Genomic DNA, 25,446 nt, shown 5'->3' with positions numbered 1-25,446 from the left:
TGGAAGTGTGGTAACACATGGAGCTGACTGTTACTAATAGGGTGAGGGCTTGACCAACAATCGCAAGGTTGAAGAATGATTCCATTAGGATGTAACATGTATGTAGTTTTGAAGGTACAGAACCTAAACGGTAGCCATTTGGTTATCGTTTTTTTATTACTCAAAATTCACAATAAAAAAGTCGGTCGATCTCCAGCCTTAAAATCAGTTTTCACAAAAATGCCGTAAAATCAAGGAATATTAGCATTTCACGAAATTCGATTGACCGACTTTTTTCGAAAAAACTTGCAAAAAGTAACCAAATCTGTAATAATGAACCTTAAGAACAGCATAAATGCTGTGTTGTACCTTACCTATAAGGAATTGAAACTCTTCTGCCCACTCAGGTGGCATGACACCTTTTTTAGCCAGTTCGTTGTATTTTACCTATAAGGAATTGAAACCTATGATTATCACTGCTTACACTTATGTGTGAAGTTGTACCTTACCTATAAGGAATTAGAACAGCTTAATCATTCCGATGAGATGATTAGGCTATTTTTTATATATAACAAAATATTCGGATTAACTTTCGAAAAAAATAGAAAAAGAGTAGAATGAAGTACATAAAAGAGAGGGAGGAAAGACACAAGAAAAAGTCGGTCAATCTCCAGCCTTAAAATCAGTTTTCACAAAATGCCGTAAAATCAAGGAATATTAGCATTTCACTAAATTCGATTGACCGACTTTTTTGAAAAAAACTTGCAAAAAGTAATCAAATCTGTAATAATGAATCTTAAGAACAGCGTAAATACTGTTGTTGTACCTTACCTATAAGGAATTGAAACACACCCATCTCCTTGAGAAGTTTTTTGACCATTCTTTCGTCAATCCGCGTTGTACCTTACCTATAAGGAATTGAAACAGCCATATGGAGCATTTACTGTTGCTGCGGATACTGTTGTTGTACCTTACCCCATAAGGAATTGAAACACAACAGCTCCTTCATTGAACCGTAATTCCATAAAGGTTCGTTGTACCTTACCTATGAGGAATTGAAACCGTTTTGTGAATTGCGTCAACTCGATCCATAGTAATAAATGTTGTACCTTACCTATAACGAATTAAATTAATCCATTCACAAAAAACTCGCCCCACCCGAGATATCCGTTTCGCCTTTTTGACCGAAAATGAAACAAAACAGCCTAATCATTCTCACTAAATGATTAGGCTGTTTTTTAAAAAATATATTGCTAAAACATAAAAACAAGGATGCTCCCGACAAAAAGAAGCATCCATATAAAAAATAAATATAGATCTGGCTATTTCGCTGGATTCAGCTTTTCAAGCCAGATCATGTAATATTTTAATGCAAGTACAATAGCGTTTAGTTCATAGCTCAATTCGGACGAAGCGTGGTTCATAGTATTTCGGACATCTTTTAGTGCCTTATGCAGTATAAGCAGCTGGAACAATATAGCCTTATCCAAGGAGTCAGAAATAATAAACGGTTCCGGTACTGCAACTTTTCTGGTAAAACCTTGACCGTTCATTCTTAATGAAACTGTAGGCTTTTTTAAAGCGTTATTTAGATAAGTGCTTATATCTTCAGGCGAAATTGGAAATCTTGGGCTGGTCTGGATGGCACTTAAAAAATTTTGGTAATCGTGATCCGTTAGCTGATTGAAAAGCTCTCGGGGCAAAAAGAATCCTCTTGTACCATTGTTTAAGATTTCAGTCGTCATGGGATACACGAATGCATTGAAAAGGTCATTAAGTGTTGCCGGTGCGTATGCGTCGTTAACAATGTAAGAGCTTGCCTGTCCTTGGGTAATAGGTTGATAAGGCTGGTTTACTTCTAAAACTTTCCAATCATCTACAAGCAAAGAGGAAACCTTGGACTCGATCAAAGTCAGAGCCTGCTGGTAAAAACCTTTGGAAATGCACCAGTTTATTTCATCTGCTACAGTGTGTTGTTCCACAAGCTTTTTGTAATCCTGTTTGATGTCCTGCTTATAAATTTCCAGATAGGAAGTATTTTTATTTGTGGTCTTAGCAGCTGGCGTGGCAAAAAAATTCTGAAGGTTTTTCAGACCATTTTCAAATTCCGGAATACAACACCATTGGATACCATTAGCTACATTCTGAATTGCATTTATAAAATCCTTCTCCGATGTTTTTTCTTGAGGATGGCAGGAGTCAGAATATTCCATTAGGGTATTGGCTCTTCCACATGAAATGAATTCATTGATTCCTGCAACAAAGTCAAAAATTTTCATATTTTCAGTTTCGGAAGTAATAATGCTCTCCTTAGATTCTTCAGAAAATTCCACACTATACGCTTCTTTGATCTTGATCCCTTCTATTTTCAAAAGGGAAACAGTTGCTTCCATGATACGTTGGATACCGCGGATTCCACCATGGGTATCAAGGTACAGGATTGGGTTATGTATGCTGCGAAGTATATTAATAACCTTTTGAATTCCCTCGTAAGGAGAGGATTGGGAAATATTTACAGGAAGAAAACGCTCCTTATCGTCCAGATCGGGATTCATATAGTTACGGACCTGAGCCTTAAAATATTCCAAGGGGGAGGTGGTAATGGTAGTGGATTCAGGTGTTGTAACCGTTACTTCTTCGAGAGTTTTATCCGTGCAGAGCATAATGATCTTATCAAGGTTCTCGTTGGTCTGGGCAAGCAATTCATCCAGCATTTTGGGAATGGGATCCAACTGATAACGTCCGATAACGCTTCCCTGACATCCGTTGAAATTATATTTGAATTCGGATTTTCCTATATTTTTCCGTAAAGTACTTAAAGCAAGTAAAAGCACATTTGTATGCTGGCGCTCCGAAGTAAATTGATGTGATTGTATGTGGATTTCGGCTTCATTTTCCAATGCTGGAAGTGGAAAGTCTGGCGATTTAGGTGGCGTTGCAATAGCAGGCAATGTCTTAACGGAATCCTTAAGAGCCTGGAGTTCAGACTGCTTTCGGGACAGGACTCTCTTAGAGTAAGGAATAAAAGCGGTATCTACAGGCAGCCCGTTTCTGTAGGCAGCTATACCATTTGTTTCTTCCATCTGCAGCTCGATCCGCCTCATTAAATCCAGGAGAAACTCATTATTTTGGTAGTCTGCAGTTTCATAGATGGATTCAATATAATAAGCCAGCTCTTCTGAAAAATCAGGAGCAGCAATATAACCTTTTTCGCTGAACCGCTGTAAAAACTGATTTGTGATCTCCCGGGAATGTAATTTTTCAAGATGAATATGCCGGGCCAGAATTCGGTAAAAAAAGTGTTCATTGGAGCGGAAACGTTTTTCGACTACATTCGACGGCACACATACAATTTTTATAATTTCAGGCGATGCCTCAAATTGGAAAATAAGATTATCCAGAGAGCCTTCTTCCGCACAATCCGTAAGCACTAAAATTTCCCCAGGCTTTTTCATGTGGGCTGTAAGAGATATCTGAGATAGTGTTTTCTCCGTTGCATGCTTAAGCTGATATCTGGTCTTTGTAGATAATTGAGGAAGAATAGATTCCAGAATATTAAGAAAAACCTGATAAGAGCTGGGTTCATCATACTGTATCAGTAAACCATAAGGGATAAACTCATTGCCTGAATTTCCTCGGTTGTTTAGAAAACGTAAGAAACCGTAGAGGGTGTTCTGTTCATGTCCTGAGATATGGAGCTGTTTTTCAAAATTGGACAGAAGGGAATTCAATTCCATGATAGTACCACCTCACAAATTAGTATATTTGTAAAAGTGTATCATATTTCCAAAAAATGCACAATAAAAGAAACGAAAAGCATAAAAAACAGAAAATATAACGGATAATATTGAAATAGCAAAGTGAATATCGTATAGTTATTTCTATAACTAATTTAGTGCATATTGTATGGTGAGAGGAGTTTTTGTGAAAATATTTGTTAATTGTTCAAATCATCCCTCTGCAAAATGGTCCGCTGCGCAAAGAGAAGCAGCGGAGCAGTATGGGAAAATAGCTGACATACCGTTTCCGGCGGTGGCATGTGATCTGACGGATATGCAGCTGGAAGAACTTGCCCAGCAGACTACGGCAGAAATACTGGCAAAGAAACCGGCTGCAGTTATGTGTATGGGAGAATTTGTAGTCTGTTTCAGGATCGTGCAGAAGCTGAAGAAAAGCGGAATCAGGGTACTGGCAAGCTGTTCGGAAAGACATGCTGTAGAACATGTGGAAAAAGACGGCACTGTACACAAAGAAGCAGTATTTGTTTTTCAGGGATTCAGAGAATACTAAAAGAAATCAGGAGGAAAAGCCATGAGACCGGAATTACTGGAGCAGCAGGTTCTGGCAATGTATGATGTCAGAGGAATTCAAAGTTACATTTTCAAAAGTAATGCAGCCAAAGAAATTGTAGGTGCATCTGCGCTGGTAGAGAAGATTATCACCGATGGGCTGCAGGCATATGTGGATTCGCAGAAAGCGGGCGAAGATGAAACAATGTCCGGATATATGATGGACTGGACAAAAGATGATCCGAAGGCATTTCTGGAACATCCGGAGGTTGAAATGCAGATCCTGTTCATTGGCGGTGGAAATGCCTATGTCTTGTTCCGTCAGGGAGGGGAATGCGAGAAGGTAAACCGTTTTCTTGCAAAATACCTGTTAGACCGGACCTACTCCCTGAATCTGGCTGTTGCAGTGGTTCCAAAAACTGACAGCTACATGGAAGACTATGAAGCAATCAATAACAGGATGCGGGAAATAAAAGCCAGTATGCCGCTGAACATGCCTATGGGTGCGATGCCCTTTATGGCAGCAGATTCCATTACCGGTTTACCGTTGACCAGGAAGGATACAGACGGCAATTACTATTCCACAGAAGCAATCCTGAAAAGAACAGCATTCCCGAAACAGGAAGATGAAAAAATATTTGATAATATGGTAACTGAAAAAGGAAACAGCAGTACTTTGGCTGTGTTCCATATTGATGGAAACAGTATGGGAAATACCATTCGAAAAGAAATGGAAGAAACCGTGGGATATGAAGACGCAATTGCAAAAATGCGCCAGCTGTCTCTTCGTATTTCCGGGAATTTCAGAGAAACAGTAGAGGAAATGAAAGCCTGCATGGACGCTCTTACCCCAAAGATAAAAGAAGCCGGAAAGCATAAATTGTATAGAGAGATTATCGTTGCCGGCGATGACATTACCTTTGTCTGCAATGCCAGGCTTGCCATCCCGGCTGTAAAATTTTTCCTGGAAAATATCAGCAAAAAAGGAGAGTTTTCAGCATGTGGAGGAATTGCATTTTTTAACAGTCATTTCCCATTTTCGGATGCATACCAGGTTGCAGAGGCATGCTGTGAAAGTGCAAAGAAACGTGCGAAACAAAACGAATGCAGAGGGGATGGCGGAAAGGTTGGTAATTTTATGGATTACCAGATCTGTACAAATATCCGGGCTTCCCAGCTGGACGCTTATCGCGACCGTCATTACATGGCAGATGGAAAAGCTTTTATTTTCCGTCCATATTACGTTCCCTTCGAAGCGGATAAGTGGAATATGAACGGGAAAAATGACTGCTATGATATTTCCAGGCTGATCTATTGGCTGAAATATTTTGCACAGGGAGAAAAGTCCCAGGAAGCGCCAATGGCAAGAAGTAAAGCGAAGAAACTGCGTGATACCATTCCAATGGGGGATGCGGAGCTTGATGGTGAACTTTCTTTTCTGGAATCCAGAGGATATTCGGGGATGAAAGAAGCAAGGAAGGATGCAGCAATCTGGTACGATGCCCTGGAAATTATGGACTGGCTGATAAAGGAGGATGAATAAATGAAGCTGACGATCAAACTTCTCAGTGATCTTTGTACATATTCCGGCGATACATATAATAGTGTGGTTGACACAGATGTGGTGTACGACGAAAACGGAATTCCTTATATTCCGGCAAAAAGGATCAAAGGCTGTATCCGGGAAGCTGCGGAGGAAATGGCAGACCTTGGCATCGGCACCAGTCAGATCGATGAAATATTTGGAAAAGAAGGAAACCAGAATTCCGCTTTTTCTTTGTCAAACGCATATATTGAAAAATACAGCCAGGTAGTGGAAACCTTGCAAAAATGCAAACATACAGGTCTGAAAAGCCCGCAGAATGTGCTGAACCGGTATACCTATATGCGCACCCAGACGGCTGTTGATCCCGAAACCGGTGTTGCAAAGGACAATTCCCTGAGGCGTATCCGCGTTGTAAAAAAAGGGCTTACTTTCACCGCTGAATGTAATTGGACGAAGCGTGTTTCTGAACCCAAAATTCTGGAACAGGCTGTTTCCCTGGTGAAACATATGGGAATGGCAAGAACAAGAGGTCTTGGGCTGGTGGAAATGAAATTATCTGAAAAGGCTGGGAACCAGCAAAAGAACTGTCATGTATTATTTAAAGTGGACCAGCTTGGAGAACAAAACAGGATTCCTTATACAATTCGTCTGAAAAGCGCTATGATCTGTAAATCCGCACAGGGAAATCAGGCGGTCACAGAGGATTATGTTGCAGGAAGCAAGGTCCTTGGACTGATCGCTGGTGCACTAAAGCCGGAAGGATATGAGAAACTGATGGCAGCAGATGAACTGATCGTTTCCAATGCCTATATTGCAAATGGAAAAGAACGGTGCGTTCCGGGACGGATTTCATTACAAAAAGTGAAGGACCAGCGTTACGATGAAAATGGTGAGATGAGAATAAAAGATATGCTGCTCACAGATCCGGCCGAAATTAAGGGAAAACAGATGGCACCTGCAAACATCCGCTATATGGATCAAAGCGGCAGGATTGCTGATGTGGAGACCGAAATCAGCTATCACCATCAGCGCCCGTCTGATAAATCTGTGGGGAGAGCCACTGGGCTGGACGGCTCCAGCTTTTACCAGCTTGCCGCAATTTCGCCGAACCAGAGCTTTAAAGGCTTTATATATGCGGATAAAGAGCAGGCACAGCAGATCCTGCAGGCTGTTGAAGCCATGGATGAAATCCGGATGGGATATGGACGCTCCAGTGAATTTGGAGCAGTTGATTTTACCCTGGATTCTGTAGAACAGATAAAGGAAGAACATAAAACAGTGAAGAAGGCAGTTCTTACATTGGGAGCAGATGTACTTCTCTATAATGACCAGGGAATGCTGACCACAGATATCCGTGTACTGGAAAAGAACCTGCGCGAAATGACCGGAACCAAAGATCTTTGCCTGGAAAAGCCATACATTCAGTTTAGTACCATTGGTGGATATAATGTTACCTGGCAAAGGCGGAAACCAGCTGCATATGCCCTGGCAAAAGGAAGCTCCTTCCTTCTGGAATCTGAACAGGGATTTGACATAGGCCTTTTGAATGAAAAATTTGCCGGAGAACGTGTTTTTGAAGGATATGGAGAGCTTCTGGTAAAAGAACCGGCCAATACTTCTGATGTAATTGTGAAAAAAATGCAGGAAGCTGGGAAGACAGAAGCAATGCAGGAGGATCCTACGGGAATTTTGCGGGAACTTCTTCAGGATGAATTTGAGAAACAGATAAAGATGGCGGTACGGGAAACCTTTGAGAAGCGGAAACCTACAGATGAGAAGAAACTGGATGGCCTGAATGCTGCCGTGGCAAAATTAAGAGTGCTTTTTCGAACGGAACATACCTATGAAGATATGGAAAAAGAGGTTGCCGGAATTGAAAAGGAAAGCAAAAACAGCCTTTGCAAATATCTGATAGATATTGTGAAACCATCCGAAATTGGAAAGCTTGCACAGGAGCGGATGGGGAAGGAATTTGGCAGCTTTGATAATGAACTGTCAGAGGAACAGCTTTTCCAGAAGGTTTATAATGATTATCTGGCAGAACTGAAATACTTTGCAAAAACCCACCAGAAGAAAGGAGACGGTAAGTAATGAAAGCTGTATTAAAACGTCAGGTTTTTTATATTCAGATTCAGCTGGAGTCTCCGCTTAATGTGGCTTCCGGCGAGGAAGAATGGACGGATGCAGATGTACTGCGTGATTTTGAGGGGAATCCCTTTGTACCGGGAACCTCTCTTGCAGGAGCAATGCGTTCTTATATCGGGGAAAAAGAGAATGAATGGGATTTGTTCGGATATTCTGCCAATGATACCCAGGGAAAAATGAGCCCGCTTTTTATTTCAGATCTGACTTTTGATGAAGCACCAGTATGGGGAGTTCGGGATGGCGTCGGATTGAACCAAAATAAAGCGGCCATAGCCGGCTGCAAATATGATATGGAGATTGTGGAGACTGGCCTGAATGGACATTTCTATCTGGAGCTTGTAGTCCGTGAGGCAGACGAGGAAGAAGCGTTGAAAAAACAGCTGTCTGTTGTTTTTCGGGGAATTCAGAAGGGCGAAATCCGCCTTGGACGGAAAAAGACAAGAGGTTTTGGCGTATTTAAGATTGTGAAGCTGGCTTCTAAGACTTATGACAGGGAAAATTATCTGAAATATGCAGATGCCTATCAAGCTTCCTCCTGGGAAAATGCAGCGGATGAGCTTGAAAGCTGGCTGCAGGGGAAGGATGAGGATACGGACAGAATGGTACATATTGAGGTGCCGCTTGTGATGAAGGGCGGTATCAGCATCCGGCAGTATGCGGCTAAGAAAAATGAGCCTGACTTTGTACATCTTACGTCAAATGGAGTACCAGTTATTCCGGGCAGCAGCTTTGCAGGCGCTATCCGTCACAGGGTCACACAGATCCTTGAAGAATTGGCTGGTGATGGGGGGAAGCTTCCCGCAGGTGCAGAAAAAATTGCAAAAAGAATGTTTGGAGATGCGTCGGATCAAGAAGGGCACGTATCTGCCATCATAATCAGTGAAGCAGAAATAGAGGAGGCGAAGCCTCTTACGATGGTCCGTACTGGAATCAGCCGTTTTGAATCCGCAGTCCGGGATGGGGCTTTGTATAAAGAAAAAACTTATGTGGATGGGCATTTTAGCCTGAAGCTGGCAGTACGTAAAGGAAAAAATCCGGAAGATGGCAAATGGATGATTGGAATTCTGCTTCTGGCATTAAAGGATCTGCAGAAAGGTTATCTGGCTGTGGGCGGACAGACTGCAGTTGGAAGAGGAACTTTCTCATCAGGAGGTTCCATCACCATAGATGGGCAAAACGGACGGGAAAATGAACTTATAGCAGAAGCCTTTAAAGGTCTTTGTGCAGAGATGAGGTGATGGAGATGAAGCTTTCAAATATACCGGAAAAGGGAACCATGTATGCCTTATATACAGATAAGGTAAAATATGAAAAGTATACAAAAGAAGAGCTTCTGGAAGATGTACATCTGGAGGAAAAGCTTCTGGAGCTTCATTTATTTGATGCTGACAGGGAGTACCGCTATATCAAAACAAGAAAAGGGGAAATCGAAGCCCTTATCAGTGATGAGACTGTAGAACATCAGGATGTTTATACCGAGAAGATCCTGACTTTGGGAAGTAAGAAAGAAAAACCGGATAACGATTCCGGTTTTGTGGAAGTTATAAATTATATTACTTATGATGAGAACGACCTTATGCGGATCGGAAACTACAGATTAAGGGAGGTGGAATAGGGATGGCTGAGAAAGAAAAATTTATGAATCCATATAATTTCATAAGTTTTCCACCAGAAAAAGCAACTGCTTATACCGATACAGACAGACATACTGGCGTGATGGAATACAGTATCACAACGAAAACCCCTCTTTTTATACCAAATTCAAGTACAGAGACAGCATTTAAGGAATCGTCAGCTGTTGAAGATCATAAGTCTTATGACTTTTTTTCCTATACAGAGCTGGAAAAGGGGAGAACTTATGAGGGAGAATATCACATTCCGGTTATTCCAGGCAGTGAAATACGTGGAGTGGTGAGAACGGTTTATGAAACTTTGACAGATTCCTGTATGGGACTGCTGAATAGTGAAAACTACCCTGTAAAAAGGACACCTACCAGATTTAATCCCGGACTGCTTTGCAGAAATGAGGATGGAACCATCGTTTTACGCAGTGCAGCTTCTTCCCCTATAGGTGAGAAAGCATTTGGAGGCAGGACACCCAGAGGATTTGAAGATAATAGGAATGGGGACGAAATTGAGGGAAAAGGCTATCTTTTGAAGTGGGAAATGGGCGTAAAAAAAGCCAGGTATCATGTTTTTTCCCTGAAAAATAAATTTGAAAAGGGGATTAGCCTTTCCAGAGATGAAGTGGAAAGAAAGCTGTTTCCTGTTCTGAATTCTTATCTGGATCAGCCTGCATTAAAGAAAAGCAATGAAGAGGCGTATACAGAATATAAGGAAGATCTGGAGAAGTTTCTTCGTGGAAAAGATATGCTGTATTTTCCAGTGAATTTTTCAACCTTGGATAATGGAATCGTGTATTTATCACCAGCAACAATTACCAAGGAAGCTTCCAATAACAGCATTGGAATGCTGGCAGGAAAGTTTGCACCGTGTACAGAGAATTTCTGTCCGGCGTGTGAGCTGTTCGGTCATATTGGAAATAAGGATGATTCCAGGGGTTCTAAGCTTCGATTTACAGATTTATACGTAACAGAGGAAAGAGAGCCAAATGCTTATTATCTCTCTGATAAAATAACGTTACAGACCCTTGGCGGGCCGAAGCTTGGCAATACAGAATTTTATCTGAAAAGACCGGCTGGAGCTACATTCTGGACTTATGATTATCATGTAAAGGGTGGTAAATTAAGTGTAGAACCGGGAAATCTGCGGGGAAGAAAGTTTTACTGGCATAGCAGGAGTGGAAAAATAATCCAGGCAGAGCCGTCTAAATTAAATAAGACGGTAAGACCGGTGAAAGAAAATATTGCTTTTTCGGGAAAACTCTATTTTGAGGGAATTTCCAAAACGCAGCTGGATCAGCTGATATGGATTTTAAACTGTAGCAGTGAAAATCTCGGATTAAAACTGGGAAGCGGAAAACCATTGGGGCTTGGCAGCATTTCCTGCAAGGTGACCAGCATAAAGGAGCGGAAAATTGAAATAGAGGATGGTGTGCTGGACTATTCTGAAATTCCAGTTGCTGCAGCTGTGACATATGAAGATGCGAAATTTAGTTCTCATGCAAAGGCAGAATTTTATAAAATAGCATGCTTTGACAGCGTCCCGGAAAATATGGAAGTTACCTACCCAAAAGATATTGCTCAAAAAAATCAGCCAATTACAGAGGGATTCCGCTGGTTTGGAGAAAACCATACCACAGTGTCTGGAAAGAAATGGGCTTCCGGAAGAACAGATATTAATATTGAGAGAGTTCTGCCTGGCGTCTTAAGTAAAGAGACGGCGTTGCCTTATAGCGGACAAGGCAGGAAAGAAGGCCCCTACGAAAAGAAAAATAATTTTAACAGAAATGGTTCCAATGCAGGGCAGGGGAAATTTAAAAAAGCTTGCCAGGGCAGTGGATACCAGAAGGGAAAACGGTAATTATGCAGCTGGTTGTACATATAGGATTGGATGAACCTCTTTCATTGCCCATAAATTATAATCATATTTTGCAGGCGGTTATTTATCGTTCTTTAGGAAATATGCCAGAGTACGCAACCTTCCTTCATGATGGCGGTTTCGCAAGGGGACAGAGGCAGTACAAGATGTTCCAATTCAGTCAGCTGAAGGGGGAATACCGGATTGAAAATAAAAGGATCACTTTCTTTTCAGAGATTTCCTTTGAGGTGAGAAGCCCGGAACCTCTTCTGATCCGGCTTCTGAGGGATTGTATATGGGAGAATGGGGTTACATTCGGAGACCATGTGTATACAGAGGTGCAGCTGGAGCTTTATGATTATACAGTTGAAGAGAAAGAGCTTCTTATCAGGATGAAATCTCCGCTGACTGTGTATGCTACAGATGAGGAATCCGAAAAGACATTTTATTTCAGTCCTGATGATCCTGTCTTCTATGACATGGTGAATGATAACTTTTTCCGGAAATACCAGGCGTATTATGGGATTACACCTGTGTCTGGGATTCGTCTGGAGGCGCATGGAAACAAGTTTCCCAAGAAACTGGTAACCCGCTATAAAGGAATCCTCATTACCGCCTGGTACGGAACCTACCAATTAACCGGCGAACGCAAATACCTGGATTTCCTCTACCAGACCGGTCTCGGTGCAAAAAATGCGCAGGGGTTTGGGATGTTTGAGATTCTTTGAAAAATGAAGAGGAAAAGTCGGTCGATCTACAAGTGAAAACTGTCAATCGACCGACTTTTTTTAGAAAATGGTTGAAAAAACGTGGGGGATTTGTGATAATAGAATATAAGAACTGCGGAAATACTGGGGTTGTACCTTACCTATGAGGAATTGAAACGATTTGTTAGCCATTTTTCTTACCTCCTACATAATTATTGTTGTACCTTACCTAAGAGGAATTGAAACTCTACAAGATAAGACGTTCTCCATCCTGAATTCCATGAGTTGTACCTTACCTGAGAGGAATTGAAACGCACCATAGCCTACTTTGCCGTCGTCTTTGATCGTTGTACCTTACCTATGAGAAATTGAAACAAAACATCCATACGAATAACGTTAGTAAACATATTAACCGTTGTACCTTACCTATAAGGAAGTTTAACCACGTTATATTCCTACCGCAAAGTCATCCATTTCTTTGACTTTACGGTATTTCTATCATTCATTGTCCCCCCATCTTTCATAAAAAGGTAATTCCCTATTGAAATAATAGGAATTAAACGTTATAATCTCTTGTATAGGGATTTTGCTATGTTCGAGAGTGGGCAGGATCCCAGAGCAGGAGGAATTGAAATGAGAATATCCACTAAGGGTAGATATGCAATAAAGTTAATGCTTGACCTGGCTACCAACGATAATGGAGAGCCGATCAGATTAAAGGATGTAGCGCGCAGACAGGAGATTTCCGAGAAATATCTGGAGCAGATCATTTCCGTATTAAATAAGGCAGGATATGTGAAGAGCGTCCGCGGACCTCAGGGCGGTTATTCCCTGCAGCGCAGACCGGAGGAGTATACAGTAGGCATGATCCTCAGACTGACAGAAGGCTGCCTCTCCCCTGTAGACTGCGTAGCTCCAGACGGAGGCGGCTGCGAGAAGGGCGACGCCTGTGTCACACGTATTCTGTGGAAGAAGATTGACGATGCCATCAACGAAGTGGTAGATAACATTACATTAGGAGACCTCCTTGACTGGCAGGCTGCAAGTGCAGACGACTATGTAATTTGAAATTATAAAATGTATATTGAAAAGAAAAAACATATGATATAATGCCAATAGGCAAAGAGATGTGAAATCTCTATGTAATTCAGCTACAAACGAAAACCCCAGTGTTGCCGCACTGGGGTTTTCTATTCCCAATTTTTATGAAATGTCCGCCGTATAAACACACCTGCCCTTATTGTACAGAAAAAAGTCCACAATTCAGACAAAAAGTTCTTTACTTTACAACGTTGATGTGCTATTATACGGAAAACAGATGCAAGACGTACAGTTAAAAACGTCCCAAATCTATATTCGAGAAGAGGAGGAAATGATTATGAAAAAGTCAAAAGCAGTAATTTCCCTTTTGACAGCTTCCGCAATGACAGTTGGTCTCATGAGCACTGGCACAGTTGCTTTTGCAGCAGTAGAAGAGAGCACATCTGACCTGAATGTTATGCTGGAAACTCCGGTACAGTCCCTTGACCCACAGCAGGCTACTGATGGAACATCCTTTGAGGTAATCGCAGACTATACCGACGGTCTTATGCAGATGGACTCAGACGGACAGGCAGTTCCGGCCATTGCAGAGAGCTATGATTTATCAGATGATGGACTTACCTATACGTTCCATCTTCGTGACGCACAGTGGAGCAACGGTGATCCTGTAACCGCTTCCGATTTCGTATTCGGATGGCAGAGAGCAGTTGACCCGGATGTAGCTTCCGAGTATGCTTACATGTTAAGCGACATTGGCCAGGTTGAGAACGCTGCAGAGATCATCGCTGGTGAGAAAGACAAATCCGAGCTTGGTGTTACAGCAGTTGACGACAAGACACTGGAAGTTAAGCTGAATGTTCCAGTATCCTACTTCCTGTCACTGATGTATTTCCCAACCTTCTATCCTGTAAACGAAGCATTCTTTGAGACATGCGCAGACACATATGGTACAAGCCCAGACACCACACTTTCCAACGGTGCATTTGTACTTGATACCTATGAGCCAGCTGCAACAGAGATCCACCTTACAAAGAATGCTGACTACTACGACGCAGACAATATTTCCCTTCCGGGACTTAACTATCAGGTAATCCAGGATTCCCAGCAGGCTCTTATGAGCTATCAGACAGGCGACCTTGACCTTACACTTGTAAATGGTGAGCAGGTTGACCAGGTTGAAGACGATCCTGAGTTCATGACAATCGGTGCTGGATATCTTTGGTATGTAAGCCCTAACATCGCAGCTGTTCCAGAGCTTGCAAACTTAAATATCCGTATGGCAATGACAATGGCAATCGATCGTGAATCCATCACAACAGACGTTCTGAAAGACGGTTCCCTTCCGACCTATACCGCAGTTCCGATGCAGTTTGCTGCAGGTCCTGACGGATCTGACTTCTCTGAAGACCAGAGCAAATTCTCCGATGTTTGCGCATATGACACAGAGAAAGCTGCTGATTACTGGGCAAAAGGTCTTGAGGAGCTTGGCGAGACAGAGATCGAGCTTGATATGATCGTTGACGCTGATGATGCACCTCAGAAGGTTGCACAGGTTCTGAAAGAGCAGTGGGAGACAGCTCTTCCAGGATTAACTGTAAACCTTACAGTAGAGCCTAAGAAACAGCGTGTTGAGGATTTGCAGAACGGAAACTATGAGGTAGCTCTTACCCGTTGGGGACCAGACTATGCAGATCCGATGACATATCTTGGAATGTGGATTACAGACAACTCTAACAACTACGGTTTGTGGAGCAGCGAAGAGTATGACTCCATCATCGCAGAGTGTACAACTGGTGACCTTTGCACAGACGCTGAAGGACGTTGGGCTAGAATGTATGACGCAGAGAAACTTGTTATGGATGACGCTGTAATCTTCCCACTTTACACACAGGCAAATGCAGAGATGCTGTCCAGCGCAGTAACAGGCGTAGACTTCCATCCATGCGCACTGAACCGTGTATACAAAAATGCAGTAAAATCTGAATAAGTTGTAATTGAATAACTTCAGCCGCACCAGGGGGTTACCCGGTGCGGCTTTTGAAGTAATATTGCCGGTTACTGGTCACGGAGTGGACAGTAACTAATGAGTAACAATTCAGTAAATGCATTTCGTTGAATTGTTATAGATTACCGTTGCCATCCGCAGAACAAACAATGATCAGGCTGATAATTACTTTGCAGCAGAGAAAATAAATGTTACTGGTTCGGGAGTGAACCATGACGAAAGAATTGTTGTTTATTCTGTGGATTGCAACGAACAAGAACCCAAGGAGGAATTGTCGTGAAAAAATATACGCTCAAACGAGTTTTAACTTCCTTCTTCACCCTGCTGGTAATCCTGCTGGTGCTGTTTGTCCTTATGCAGCTCATGCCAGGTTCCCCGTTCAATGATGAGAAGTTAAATGATGACCAGCGTGCAGCACTGTACGTAAAATACGGTCTGGACCAACCAGTAGTTGTCCAGTTCGTCAACTATGCCAAGAACATGTTAAAAGGTGATCTTGGTGTCAGCTACAACATTTCCAAGAATACTCCTATTTCCCAGATGATCCAGACAAGACTTCCAATCTCTATCGGAATCGGAGGACTTGCCGTTACCATTGGAGCCATAGTCGGGCTGCTATTGGGACTATTGGCGGCCTTGAAGCATAACACCATATGGGATTCCCTGGCCACCATCATATCGGTAATCGGTGTGTCGGTGCCATCCTACGTATTTGCCCTCGGTCTTAGCTATAGCCTTGGTTTCCGTCTCCAGTGGTTCCCAATGCTGTATAAAGCAAACAACGCGGGCATGTCCAGTGTGCTCCCAAGTATAGCTCTTTCCATGTTCACCATGGCATCTATCGCACGTTTTACCCGAAGCGAGATGCTGGAGGTTCTGGGAAGTGACTACATGCTGCTGGCAGAGAGCAAAGGTATTTCCGGATCTGCACTGATTTTCCGTCATGCACTTCGAAATGCCCTGATCCCCATCATCACCGTTCTGGCTCCGCTGATCGTAGACCTGATGACTGGTTCCCTGGTAGTAGAAAAAATCTTCGCAATTCCTGGCGTAGGAAGCCTTCTGGTAAATGCCATCCAGTCAAACGACTACAACGTGGTTATTGCCTTAAGCTTTATTTATTCCGCAATGTATATTGTAATCATGCTGGTTGTAGATATTCTCTATGGTGTGATCGACCCGAGAATCCGACTTGCAAAGAAAGGAGACTGACATCATGGAAAAAAGCACTGCAGCAGAAACCGTTCAGGCAGCATACGTTCCAGTGGAATCTGATTTCCGCCTGAAAAACAATGCTGAAGAGATCGGCATTGATTCCAACTTTGCGGCACAGAGCTTCTGGAAAGATGTCCTGTTCCGCTTCGTGAAAAAAACAAGTGCCATTGTTGGTATGGTTCTGATCATCCTGATCACCATCATGGCAGCAATCGGCCCCGGCATGAATGACTATACATATTCCGGTCAGAACTTAAATGAAAAGAACTGTGCACCTCGTGTAAAAGCTCTTGAGAAATTTGGTATTTTTAATGGTGATGAGAACTTTAACACCTCCAAAGGTACCAAGACCATCAATAACTACGAGGAAAAAGGCCTCACAGATGTTTACTATTGGTTTGGAAGTGATAACCTTGGCCGTGATATCTGGACAAGAACCTGGTCCGGAGCCCGTGTTTCCCTGATCATTGCCATTGCAGCAGCCATCATCGATATGCTGATCGGTATGAGCTATGGCCTGATCTCCGGTTATTTCGGCGGCAGAGTGGATATGGTTATGCAGCGTATCCTGGAGGTTGCCAATGGTATCCCCAGACTTGTTATCGTAACCCTGATGCTTCTGGTTTTCAAACCTGGTATCCTGACTATCGTTATCGCCCTGATGCTGACGGAGTGGATCGGTATGAGCCGTATCGCCCGTGCAGAGATGCTGAAATTAAAAGAGCAGGAGTTCGTCCTTGCATCCAGAACACTTGGAGCAGGCAGCTTTTTCATTATCTTTAAAGAAGTACTTCCGAACATTATCGGACCGATCATCACACAGGTTATGTTCTCCATTCCTACTGCGATTTTCACAGAGGCATTCTTAAGCTTCGTAGGACTTGGAATTCCGGTACCGCAGTGTTCCCTGGGATCTTTGATCTCCGACGGATTTAACTTCTTTACAACCCATCCGTATCAGATCATCCCTCCGATCATTGTGATGGCACTTCTGATGCTCAGCTTCAACCTGGTTGCTGACGGCCTTCGTGAGGCACTTGATCCGAAATTAAAAGAAATGTGAGGTGATTTTCAATGTCAGATGAAAGAATTCTTAATATCAAAGACCTGGATATCACCTTTTCCACAACAGCCGGAACGGTACACGCTATCCGGGGCATCAATATTGACCTTTACAAGGGTGAGACAGTTGCAATCGTAGGTGAGTCCGGTTCCGGAAAATCTGTTACCATGAAAGCTGCAATGGGTATTCTGGCTTCCAACGCAAAGGTGGAAAAAGGAACCATCGAGTTCAGTTATCATCATGCAGACGGAACTCCTGAGACAGTTGATATCCTGACAAAAGATAAAAAATGGATCCGCAGACATATTAATGGAAAAAGAATTGCCATGGTTTTCCAGGATCCTATGACAAGCCTTGACCCGACCATGACCATTGGAAAGCAGATCATGGAGGGGATGCGCTGGCATTTCAAGACTCCCAAGCAGGAGGCATGGAACCGCGCTGTTGAGCTTCTGAAAGAGGTTGGTATCGAGGATGCTGAGAAGCGTATGAAAAACTATCCACACCAGCTTTCCGGTGGCATGCGTCAGCGTGTGGTTATCGCCATTGCCCTGGCCTGCAACCCGGATCTTCTGATCTGTGATGAGCCCACAACCGCTCTTGACGTTACAATCCAGGCGAAGATCATTGAGCTGATCAAGAAGGTTCAGAAGGAGCGTGGAATTTCTGTTATTTATATTACCCATGACCTTGGTGTTGTTGCAAAGGTGGCAGATTTCGTAAATGTTATGTATGCTGGAAAAATTGTGGAAAGAGGAACAACGGATGAAATCTTCTACGATCCACGCCATCCATATACCTGGGGACTTCTTTCCTCCATGCCTGATTTAAATACAGAGGACGAGAGACTGTATACCATCCCGGGATCTCCGCCAAACCTGCTTCATGAGAAGCCTGGCGATGCTTTTGCACCGCGTAACCGTTATGCGCTGGAGATTGATGACAAGCTGGAGCCGCCGATGTTCCAGATTACAAAGGATCATTTCGCAGCTACCTGGCTTCTTGATCCAAGAGCTCCTAAGGTGGAGATGCCTGTGGAGTTAAAGAACCGAATCGAAAGAATGAAGAAGGAGGCCGAGGAACATGGCAGTAAATTATGATGCTGAGCCGATCCTTACTGTGGATGGATTAAAGCAGTATTTTAAGGTAAGCAGCAGCTTTACCGTACATGCAGTAGAAGATGTTTCCTTCAAAATTTACCCTGGGGAAACCTATGGACTGGTTGGAGAGTCCGGTTCCGGAAAATCTACTATCGGACGAAGCGTGATCCGTCTTTATGATCCAACTGCTGGAACCATCAAGTTCAACGGTATGGATATCAGCGGAAAGATGAATAAGGAGACCAATAAGGCGCTGAGAACACAGATGCAGATGATTTTCCAGGATCCTATGGCATCTTTGAATCCGCGTAAAAAGGTTAGGGATATTCTTGGCGAGGGTCTTGATATCCATCATATGTATAAGTCTAAGGAAGAGCGTGAGGAGAAGATCAAAGCGATTCTGGCGAAGGTTGGTCTGGCTCCGGAGCATGCAGCCAGATATCCCCACCAGTTTTCCGGTGGACAGAGACAGCGTGTTGGTATTGCCCGTGCGCTGATCATGAATCCGAAGCTGATCATTGCAGATGAGTGTATTTCTGCGCTGGATGTGTCTATTCAGGCGCAGGTTGTCAACCTGATGAAGGATATCCAGCAGGAGACAGGTACTGCTTATCTGTTTATTGCTCATGACCTTTCTATGGTTAAGTATATTTCAGACCGTATTGGAGTTCTGCATTTGGGACACCTTCTGGAGACTGGTACCACAGAGGAGATTTTCGAGAATCCAATGCATCCATATACACGAAGCCTTCTTTCCGCCATCCCGTCACCGAACCCGGCAGTGGAGAAGAACCGTGTGGCTGAGACCTATGATTATAAGACCTCTGGAATGAATTATGGGGATGGTACTTATCACCATATTAGCGGTACGCATTATGTGAAATGTACCGATGCAGAGTTTGAGAAATTTAAGAGTATGCCGAAGCTGGAATACTAATAGTTAAGATTACGCCTGCGTAGCGAATGAGTAAGCCGCTGCGTGGGCGTATTTTGTGGGTTAAAAGTATTTCAAGGCGGACGCATTCGGACAATGGGTATTACTCACTCACCGGCGCAACGCTACGACAAACTAATCGCTAACTGCGACTAATGCGTTCGGGAGAGCCCTCACGCATAAGTCTTCGTAAGCGCTGGATTTCGCCTACGCTAAGAACGCGCCTAAAATGGTTCGCTGGAGTAATACCCATTGCCCGAATGCTGTGTACTGGCTGATACATAAGAACTTTTACGGCGTGGGGTGGTTACGTGTGTTGGTTGCCCGATACTTTTTTACAACGATAAATGAACACACTAAATAGCAATTCTTGCGAAATATATGGAGCGATGATATACTTGTTAACAACAGTATGAAAAGCATTATAGAGAGGTCAGGAGAAAATTTTGACAATATTATAGAAGATATGGAGAGGGGAGATGAAGAATGATATGGCACCTGAAGAAAAAGCGCGTTGCGTAATTGATGATAATCTCTGTCAGTCAGGATGGGTTATACAAGATCTAAATCGATTGAATCTGTCGATTTCTCTTGGAGTTGCAGTTCGTGAATTTCCCACTAGCACAGGCGAGGTTGACTATGCTTTATTTGTGGATGGGAGACCGATAGGAGTTATTGAGGCGAAGCGCTCGGAAGCAGGACAATCAATTACTGATGTTGAAGTGCAGTCAGGGCGCTATGCAAAGAGTTCGTTCAAATGGATTAAGATTGATTATGCGATTCGTTTTGTATATGAAGCTACAGATAAATTAATCCGTTTTACTGACTATAAGGATATTAAATATCGTTCTAGGACAGTGTTTTCTTTTCATCGTCCTGAAACATTATTTGAGTGGATGCAACAGCCCGATACGATTAGGAACAATATGAAACATTTTCCGGCTTTAGATGTAAAGGGATTTCGGAAATGTCAGATTAACGCAATCAATAATCTGGAACAGTCATTCGTGGATAATCGTCCAAAGGCATTGATACAGATGGCAACAGGAGCGGGAAAGACATTTACAGCAATCACGGCAGCATATCGTTTGCTTAAATATGGAAATATGAAACGTATCTTGTTTTTGGTGGATACGAAAGGTTTGGGGGAGCAGGCAGAACGAGAGTTTCTTGCTTATACACCGAATGATGATCCACGCTCATTTTCACAGATATACGGAGTGCGTAGATTAAAATCCTCTTATATACCAAATGATGTTCAGATTTGTATTTCTACCATACAGAGAATGTACTCTATTCTTAAAGGTGAAGAATTAGATGAATCAGCAGAAGAAACTTCATTTGCTGAATATGTAACAGCTGAAAGTAAGGCACCAAAAGAAGTGGTCTATAATGAAAAATATCCACCGGAGTTTTTTGACTGCATTATTGTCGATGAATGCCATCGGTCTATTTATAATGTGTGGAGCCAGGTGCTGTCTTATTTTGATGCGTTTATAATTGGGTTGACGGCAACACCGGACAATCGTACTTTTGCTTTTTTTAACGAAAATATTGTTAGTGAATATCCGCGTGAAGAAGCAATTGTGGATGGAGTTAATGTAGGTGAAGATATTTTCCTTATTGAAACCAAGGTCAGTAAAAGTGGCGCATATTTGATGAAACAGTTGATTGAGTATCGTGACCGCTTGTCTAGAGCAAAGCGTTGGAGACAGATGGATGAAGATGTGAATTATGTACCGTCGCAGCTTGATCGCGATATTGTGAATACAAGTCAGATACGTACCATTATCCGTGCTTTTAAGGAAAACTTGTTTACCACCTTGTTTCCGCGTAGAAAAGAAGTTCCAAAAACTTTGATTTTTGCAAAGACAGACAGTCATGCAGATGATATTGTACAGATTGTTCGAGAGGAATTTGGCGAAGGCAATGATTTCTGCCGCAAAATTACATATTCTGCTGATAATCCGGAGTCTGTGCTAAGTTCTTTTCGAAATGATTATAATCCCCGTATTGCTGTTACTGTGGATATGATTGCAACGGGGACTGATGTAAAGGCTATTGAGTGTTTGATTTTTATGCGTGATGTACGTAGCAAGAATTACTTTGAGCAGATGAAAGGCAGGGGCACCCGTGTACTTGGTAAAGAAGATTTGCAGAAAGTTACCCCATCTGCTACAGAAAATAAAGACCATTTTGTAATTGTGGATGCAGTGGGCGTTACAAAATCCAAAAAGTCTGATACCAGAGCATTGGAGCGGAAGCCAACTGTTAGTATGAGAGAATTGATGATGAATGTAGCGTTGGGGGCAAAGGACGAAAACACACTGACTTCTCTTGCCAATCGTGTTATTCGTCTGAACAGTCGAATGTCTTCTGCAGAGCGTAAACTGTTGGAAACGAAGGTTGGTACATCTGCGGGAGCAATCGCGGAAAACTTGCTGAATGCATTTGATGAAGATGTTATCTTGAAACAGGCTCAAAAAAATACAGGCGTATCTAATCCAACAGAAGAACAGATAAAAAATGCACAAAGAGAATTGGTAAGGGCAGCTGTAGCGCCATTCTACGATCCTGATATACGTGATTTGTTTGAAAAGATACGACGTAATCATGATCAGATTATTGATAGTGTTAATCTGGATGAGATTACTTTTTCTGGTTTTGATGCACAACAGAAAGAAAAGGCAAATAAAGTGATTTCCAACTTTCGCAAATTTATCGAGGAAAACAAAGATGAAATTGTTGCCTTGAGAATTATTTATGATGCAGCATATAAGGACCGTCCTATGGTTATTGATAAACTGAAGGAATTATATGAAAAAATGAAATCAAATGGAATTACTGTTGAACGCCTGTGGGATTGTTACGCCATTAAGAAACCAGATAGGGTAAAAAGGTGTACAATGGCGCAGATTACAGACCTGATTTCAATGATACGTTTTGAGATGGGGTACACAGATACTCTTGCGCCATTTGCAGATAAAGTGAATTATAATTTCATGCAGTGGACGTTTAAGAAGAATGCAGGACATATTCAATTTACAGAAGAACAGATGGAATGGTTGCGTCTGATTAAAGATCATATCGCAGCTTCACTTAGTATTTTGCCGGAAGATTTGGATTTGACACCATTTGATCGTAAGGGTGGATTGCTTGGTTTTTATGATGCTTTTGGCGATGGCTATGAACAAATATTACAGGAAATGAATGTTGCATTGGTGGCATAATTGTGAGGAAAATATAAATGGCATTATATAAATCGTTGGTTAAGAAAGTACCAATTCCGGCAGAACAAAAAACAAAGCAAAAGGAGTATGAAGAGGTTGGAGAACTTGCGATTGTCGATCAGGGGAAAAAGTTGATAGGTGGTTACACAAACAATTTGGATATGCAGCTAAATTGTACTCTTCCAGTAATTGTTTTTGGGGATCATACCTGTACTGTTAAATATGTTGATTTCCCTTTTGGAGCTGGTGCTGATGGAATAAAAGTTCTTTCTCCAAGAGATAATGTATTTCCTAAATATTTATTTTACGGTACACAATATTTGACTTTGCGCTTTCCAGATAAAGGATATGCCAGACACTATCAACATATTGAAAAAATGGATCTTCGACTTCCTGATTTTGAAGAACAACTTCACATAGTCACTCGTATTGAGGAACTATTTTCTGAACTGGACAAAGGTGTGGAGACTCTTCAAACCATTAAAAATCAGTTGGCAGTGTATCGGCAGACGGTGCTGAAAGAAGCATTTGAAGAGATAACACATTATGTACATTTTGGCAGTTTTACAGATTCCCGTTTGGGAAAAATGCTTGATAAAGAAAAAAATACAGGTTCGTTGCATAAATACTTACGAAATATAAATGTTCGATGGTTTTTATTTGACCTTTCAGATTTGTTTGAAATGAAAATCGAAGATTCAGAAATGGACAAATATACAATTTCTAAAGGTGATTTAGTTATATGCGAAGGTGGCGAACCTGGGCGTTGTGCTGTTTGGACAAAGGACGAAATTATTTGCTATCAAAAAGCATTACACCGTGTACGATTTAGAGATGGTTCAAATCCATATTTTTATATGTATTACTTATGGTTTGCTGCACAGACTGGAAAACTAAAAGAATATTACACTGGAACGGGTATTAAACATTTGACAGGTCAATCTTTAGTGAAAATTTTTGTTCCAACCATTGAGCGTAAGCAGCAGGATCAGATTGTTAGAATGATAGAAGCACGTCTCTCAGTCTGTGATAGCATCGAGCAGACAGTAGACACAGCTCTTTCACAGGCAGAAGCCATGAGGCAGAGCATCTTAAAAAAAGCATTTGAAGGAGGACTCAGCGAATGAGTGAACAAACTTCTGCTATCGTTTCAAAAGTATGGGGAATGTGTAATCCCCTTCGCGACAATGGCGTTTCCTATGGAGATTATCTGGAACAGTTAACATATCTGATTTTCTTGAAAATGTCTGATGAGTATTCCAGACCTCCTTATAAAAGAAAAACTGGTATTCCAGTTGGATTTACATGGTCAGATATGCATACGCTTAAGGGAGCAGAACTTGAAGACCAATATAAAGCAACATTAGAAAAACTTGGTGAGCAAGACGGTATCCTTGGGAAAATTTTTAAGGGTGCAACTAATAAAATCAGTAGTGCTGCTATTTTATATCGGGTTGTAAAGATGATTGACAGCGAGACGTGGGTGGCAATGTCATCTGATGTTAAGGGAGAAATCTATGAAGGGCTGCTTCAGAAAAATGCCGAAGATATTAAAAGTGGTGCTGGACAGTATTTTACTCCTCGTCCGCTGATTCGCGCTATGGTAGAGTGTCTGCGTCCAGAGCCGATGAAAACCATTGCAGATCCCTGTTGTGGTTCTGGAGGATTTTTTCTTGCTTCGCAATCTTTCATTGCTGATAGTAGAAATTATACTCTTGATCGGGAACAGAAGGAATTTTTGAAAAATGAAACATTTTATGGAAATGAAATTGTTCCCACCACCTATAAAACTGCTTTAATGAATCTGTATTTGCACAATATTGGAGATATTTATGGTAATGTGCCAATTACACTGGGCGATGCTCTTCTTACCGATCCGGGATATCGCGTGGATTATGTACTGACTAATCCCCCTTTTGGAAAAAAGTCCTCGCTCACTTTTACAAATGAAGAAGGCAAACAGGAGGAAGAAGAGCTTGTTTATAATCGGCAAGATTTCTGGACAACCAGTTCCAACAAACAGTTAAATTTTGTACAGCATATTAATACCATTTTGAAAGTAACAGGCAAAGCAGCTGTTGTTGTTCCGGATAATGTGCTGTTTGAGGGTGGTGCAGGTGAAATTATACGTAAGAAATTGCTTGAAACCACAGACTTGCATACTATTCTCCGTTTACCAACAGGAATTTTTTATAAGCCGGGAGTAAAAGCAAATGTCATATTCTTTGATAAGAGACCTGCAAGTGCCAATATGCAAACCAGGGAAGTGTGGGTATATGATTTCCGTACAAATATCCATTTTACATTGAAGCAACATCCAATGACAGATGCAGATTTGGCGGAATTTGTAAAATGCTATAATCCAGAGAATCGCTATGAACGTATCGAAACATGGTCAGAAGACAATCCAGATGGACGTTGGCGAAGGTTTGATGTAAAAGATATATTAGAACGTGATAAAACCAGCCTTGATTTGTTTTGGATTAAAGATAAATCACTTGCTGATTTGGACAATTTACCAGTTCCAGATGAACTAGCAGTTGATATTATTGAAAACTTACAGAGCGCACTGGAATGCTTTCAAGAGTTGCAGGCACAGTTGAAGAGATAACAAGATACTTTAAAAGGTATATGACTTTGACACTATTTTTACAATTTGCCTTATGGAAATGGCTATAAGGGATTTATGTATTCTCTGTCAAGAGCAATCTT

General features: G+C 42.0%; 17 protein-coding genes. 16 read left to right on the top strand and 1 reads right to left on the bottom strand.

What is annotated here, in order from left to right; all coding sequences use genetic code 11:
- Positions 1 to 1,301 precede the first annotated feature (1,301 nt).
- Positions 1,302 to 3,716 (bottom strand): TM1812 family CRISPR-associated protein, encoded by a 2,415-nt coding sequence (locus LIQ05_RS11685; RefSeq protein ID WP_226820806.1) that lies wholly within the window; start codon positions 3,714 to 3,716, stop codon positions 1,302 to 1,304.
- A 187-nt stretch (positions 3,717 to 3,903) separates the two neighbouring features.
- Between LIQ05_RS11685 and LIQ05_RS11680 the strand changes: the two genes are divergently transcribed.
- The 16 genes from LIQ05_RS11680 to LIQ05_RS11605 all read left to right on the top strand — a co-directional run bounded on the left by LIQ05_RS11680 (position 3,904) and on the right by LIQ05_RS11605 (position 25,345).
- Positions 3,904 to 4,269, top strand: a complete 366-nt coding sequence (locus LIQ05_RS11680) for a hypothetical protein (RefSeq protein ID WP_226820804.1) — start codon at positions 3,904 to 3,906, stop codon at positions 4,267 to 4,269.
- A 21-nt stretch (positions 4,270 to 4,290) separates the two neighbouring features.
- Positions 4,291 to 5,811: a Cas10/Cmr2 second palm domain-containing protein gene (locus LIQ05_RS11675; protein WP_226820802.1), complete on the top strand. Its 1,521-nt coding sequence runs from the start codon at positions 4,291 to 4,293 to the stop codon at positions 5,809 to 5,811.
- Positions 5,812 to 7,905 carry an RAMP superfamily CRISPR-associated protein gene (locus LIQ05_RS11670; protein ID WP_226820800.1) on the top strand — a complete coding sequence of 698 codons (2,094 nt, stop codon included), beginning with the start codon at positions 5,812 to 5,814 and terminating at the stop codon, positions 7,903 to 7,905.
- Entirely contained in the window at positions 7,905 to 9,197 is a 1,293-nt protein-coding gene (locus tag LIQ05_RS11665) for an RAMP superfamily CRISPR-associated protein (RefSeq protein WP_226820798.1), read from the top strand. The genes LIQ05_RS11670 and LIQ05_RS11665 overlap by 1 nt, the downstream gene beginning before the upstream one ends.
- A 5-nt stretch (positions 9,198 to 9,202) precedes the next feature.
- Positions 9,203 to 9,574 carry a hypothetical protein gene (locus tag LIQ05_RS11660; RefSeq protein ID WP_226820796.1) on the top strand — a complete coding sequence of 124 codons (372 nt, stop codon included), beginning with the start codon at positions 9,203 to 9,205 and terminating at the stop codon, positions 9,572 to 9,574.
- Between the two features lie 2 nt (positions 9,575 to 9,576).
- A complete protein-coding gene (locus LIQ05_RS11655; protein WP_226820794.1) occupies positions 9,577 to 11,442 on the top strand; it encodes a TIGR03986 family CRISPR-associated RAMP protein in 1,866 nt (621 codons plus the stop codon).
- 2 nt (positions 11,443 to 11,444) lie between these two features.
- Entirely contained in the window at positions 11,445 to 12,167 is a 723-nt protein-coding gene (gene cas6, locus LIQ05_RS11650; RefSeq protein ID WP_226820792.1) for a CRISPR-associated endoribonuclease Cas6, read from the top strand.
- 612 nt (positions 12,168 to 12,779) lie between these two features.
- Positions 12,780 to 13,214, top strand: a complete 435-nt coding sequence (locus tag LIQ05_RS11645; RefSeq protein WP_148460989.1) for an RrF2 family transcriptional regulator — start codon at positions 12,780 to 12,782, stop codon at positions 13,212 to 13,214.
- A 310-nt stretch (positions 13,215 to 13,524) separates the two neighbouring features.
- Positions 13,525 to 15,174 (top strand): peptide ABC transporter substrate-binding protein, encoded by a 1,650-nt coding sequence (locus LIQ05_RS11640; RefSeq protein ID WP_226820790.1) that lies wholly within the window; start codon positions 13,525 to 13,527, stop codon positions 15,172 to 15,174.
- A gap of 294 nt (positions 15,175 to 15,468) precedes the next feature.
- A complete protein-coding gene (locus LIQ05_RS11635; protein ID WP_226820788.1) occupies positions 15,469 to 16,404 on the top strand; it encodes an ABC transporter permease in 936 nt (311 codons plus the stop codon).
- Positions 16,405 to 16,408: 4 nt separating this feature from the next.
- Positions 16,409 to 17,470, top strand: a complete 1,062-nt coding sequence (locus tag LIQ05_RS11630) for an ABC transporter permease (protein WP_226820786.1) — start codon at positions 16,409 to 16,411, stop codon at positions 17,468 to 17,470.
- Positions 17,471 to 17,481: 11 nt separating this feature from the next.
- Positions 17,482 to 18,570, top strand: coding sequence for an ABC transporter ATP-binding protein (locus LIQ05_RS11625; RefSeq protein ID WP_226820784.1), 1,089 nt, complete (start codon positions 17,482 to 17,484; stop codon positions 18,568 to 18,570).
- The gene (locus LIQ05_RS11620; RefSeq protein ID WP_226820782.1) at positions 18,554 to 19,507 is read left to right on the top strand and encodes an ABC transporter ATP-binding protein; all 954 of its coding nucleotides are present in this window, start codon (positions 18,554 to 18,556) and stop codon (positions 19,505 to 19,507) included. The genes LIQ05_RS11625 and LIQ05_RS11620 overlap by 17 nt, the downstream gene beginning before the upstream one ends.
- Before the next feature lie 476 nt (positions 19,508 to 19,983).
- Positions 19,984 to 22,734 carry a DEAD/DEAH box helicase family protein gene (locus LIQ05_RS11615; RefSeq protein ID WP_226820780.1) on the top strand — a complete coding sequence of 917 codons (2,751 nt, stop codon included), beginning with the start codon at positions 19,984 to 19,986 and terminating at the stop codon, positions 22,732 to 22,734.
- Positions 22,735 to 22,751: 17 nt separating this feature from the next.
- On the top strand, positions 22,752 to 23,861 hold the full coding sequence (locus tag LIQ05_RS11610) for a restriction endonuclease subunit S (protein WP_226820778.1): 1,110 nt from the start codon (positions 22,752 to 22,754) through the stop codon (positions 23,859 to 23,861).
- Complete coding sequence (locus LIQ05_RS11605) at positions 23,858 to 25,345, top strand: HsdM family class I SAM-dependent methyltransferase (RefSeq protein WP_226820776.1); 1,488 nt, start codon at positions 23,858 to 23,860, stop codon at positions 25,343 to 25,345. The genes LIQ05_RS11610 and LIQ05_RS11605 overlap by 4 nt, the downstream gene beginning before the upstream one ends.
- The last annotated feature ends 101 nt before the right edge of the window (positions 25,346 to 25,446 follow it).

This window comes from Blautia glucerasea (genome assembly GCF_020537505.1).
GTDB lineage: Bacteria > Bacillota > Clostridia > Lachnospirales > Lachnospiraceae > Blautia_A.
The sequence above is the reverse complement of the archived record's forward strand: the minus strand, read 5'-3'. Positions and strand labels throughout refer to the sequence as shown.

What these genes read in the sequence shown, in the direction of transcription:
- LIQ05_RS11640 (WP_226820790.1), top strand. Translation starts at nt 13,525, where the DNA reads ATGAAAAAGTCAAAAGCAGTAATTTCCCTTTTGACAGCTTCCGCAATG.
- LIQ05_RS11645 (WP_148460989.1), top strand. Translation starts at nt 12,780, where the DNA reads ATGAGAATATCCACTAAGGGTAGATATGCAATAAAGTTAATGCTTGAC.
- LIQ05_RS11675 (WP_226820802.1), top strand. Translation starts at nt 4,291, where the DNA reads ATGAGACCGGAATTACTGGAGCAGCAGGTTCTGGCAATGTATGATGTC.
- LIQ05_RS11660 (WP_226820796.1), top strand. Translation starts at nt 9,203, where the DNA reads ATGAAGCTTTCAAATATACCGGAAAAGGGAACCATGTATGCCTTATAT.
- LIQ05_RS11665 (WP_226820798.1), top strand. Translation starts at nt 7,905, where the DNA reads ATGAAAGCTGTATTAAAACGTCAGGTTTTTTATATTCAGATTCAGCTG.
- LIQ05_RS11610 (WP_226820778.1), top strand. Translation starts at nt 22,752, where the DNA reads ATGGCATTATATAAATCGTTGGTTAAGAAAGTACCAATTCCGGCAGAA.
- LIQ05_RS11605 (WP_226820776.1), top strand. Translation starts at nt 23,858, where the DNA reads ATGAGTGAACAAACTTCTGCTATCGTTTCAAAAGTATGGGGAATGTGT.
- LIQ05_RS11685 (WP_226820806.1), bottom strand. Translation starts at nt 3,716, where the DNA reads ATGGAATTGAATTCCCTTCTGTCCAATTTTGAAAAACAGCTCCATATC.
- LIQ05_RS11620 (WP_226820782.1), top strand. Translation starts at nt 18,554, where the DNA reads ATGGCAGTAAATTATGATGCTGAGCCGATCCTTACTGTGGATGGATTA.
- LIQ05_RS11655 (WP_226820794.1), top strand. Translation starts at nt 9,577, where the DNA reads ATGGCTGAGAAAGAAAAATTTATGAATCCATATAATTTCATAAGTTTT.
- LIQ05_RS11625 (WP_226820784.1), top strand. Translation starts at nt 17,482, where the DNA reads ATGTCAGATGAAAGAATTCTTAATATCAAAGACCTGGATATCACCTTT.
- LIQ05_RS11615 (WP_226820780.1), top strand. Translation starts at nt 19,984, where the DNA reads ATGAAGAATGATATGGCACCTGAAGAAAAAGCGCGTTGCGTAATTGAT.
- LIQ05_RS11670 (WP_226820800.1), top strand. Translation starts at nt 5,812, where the DNA reads ATGAAGCTGACGATCAAACTTCTCAGTGATCTTTGTACATATTCCGGC.
- LIQ05_RS11630 (WP_226820786.1), top strand. Translation starts at nt 16,409, where the DNA reads ATGGAAAAAAGCACTGCAGCAGAAACCGTTCAGGCAGCATACGTTCCA.
- cas6 (WP_226820792.1), top strand. Translation starts at nt 11,445, where the DNA reads ATGCAGCTGGTTGTACATATAGGATTGGATGAACCTCTTTCATTGCCC.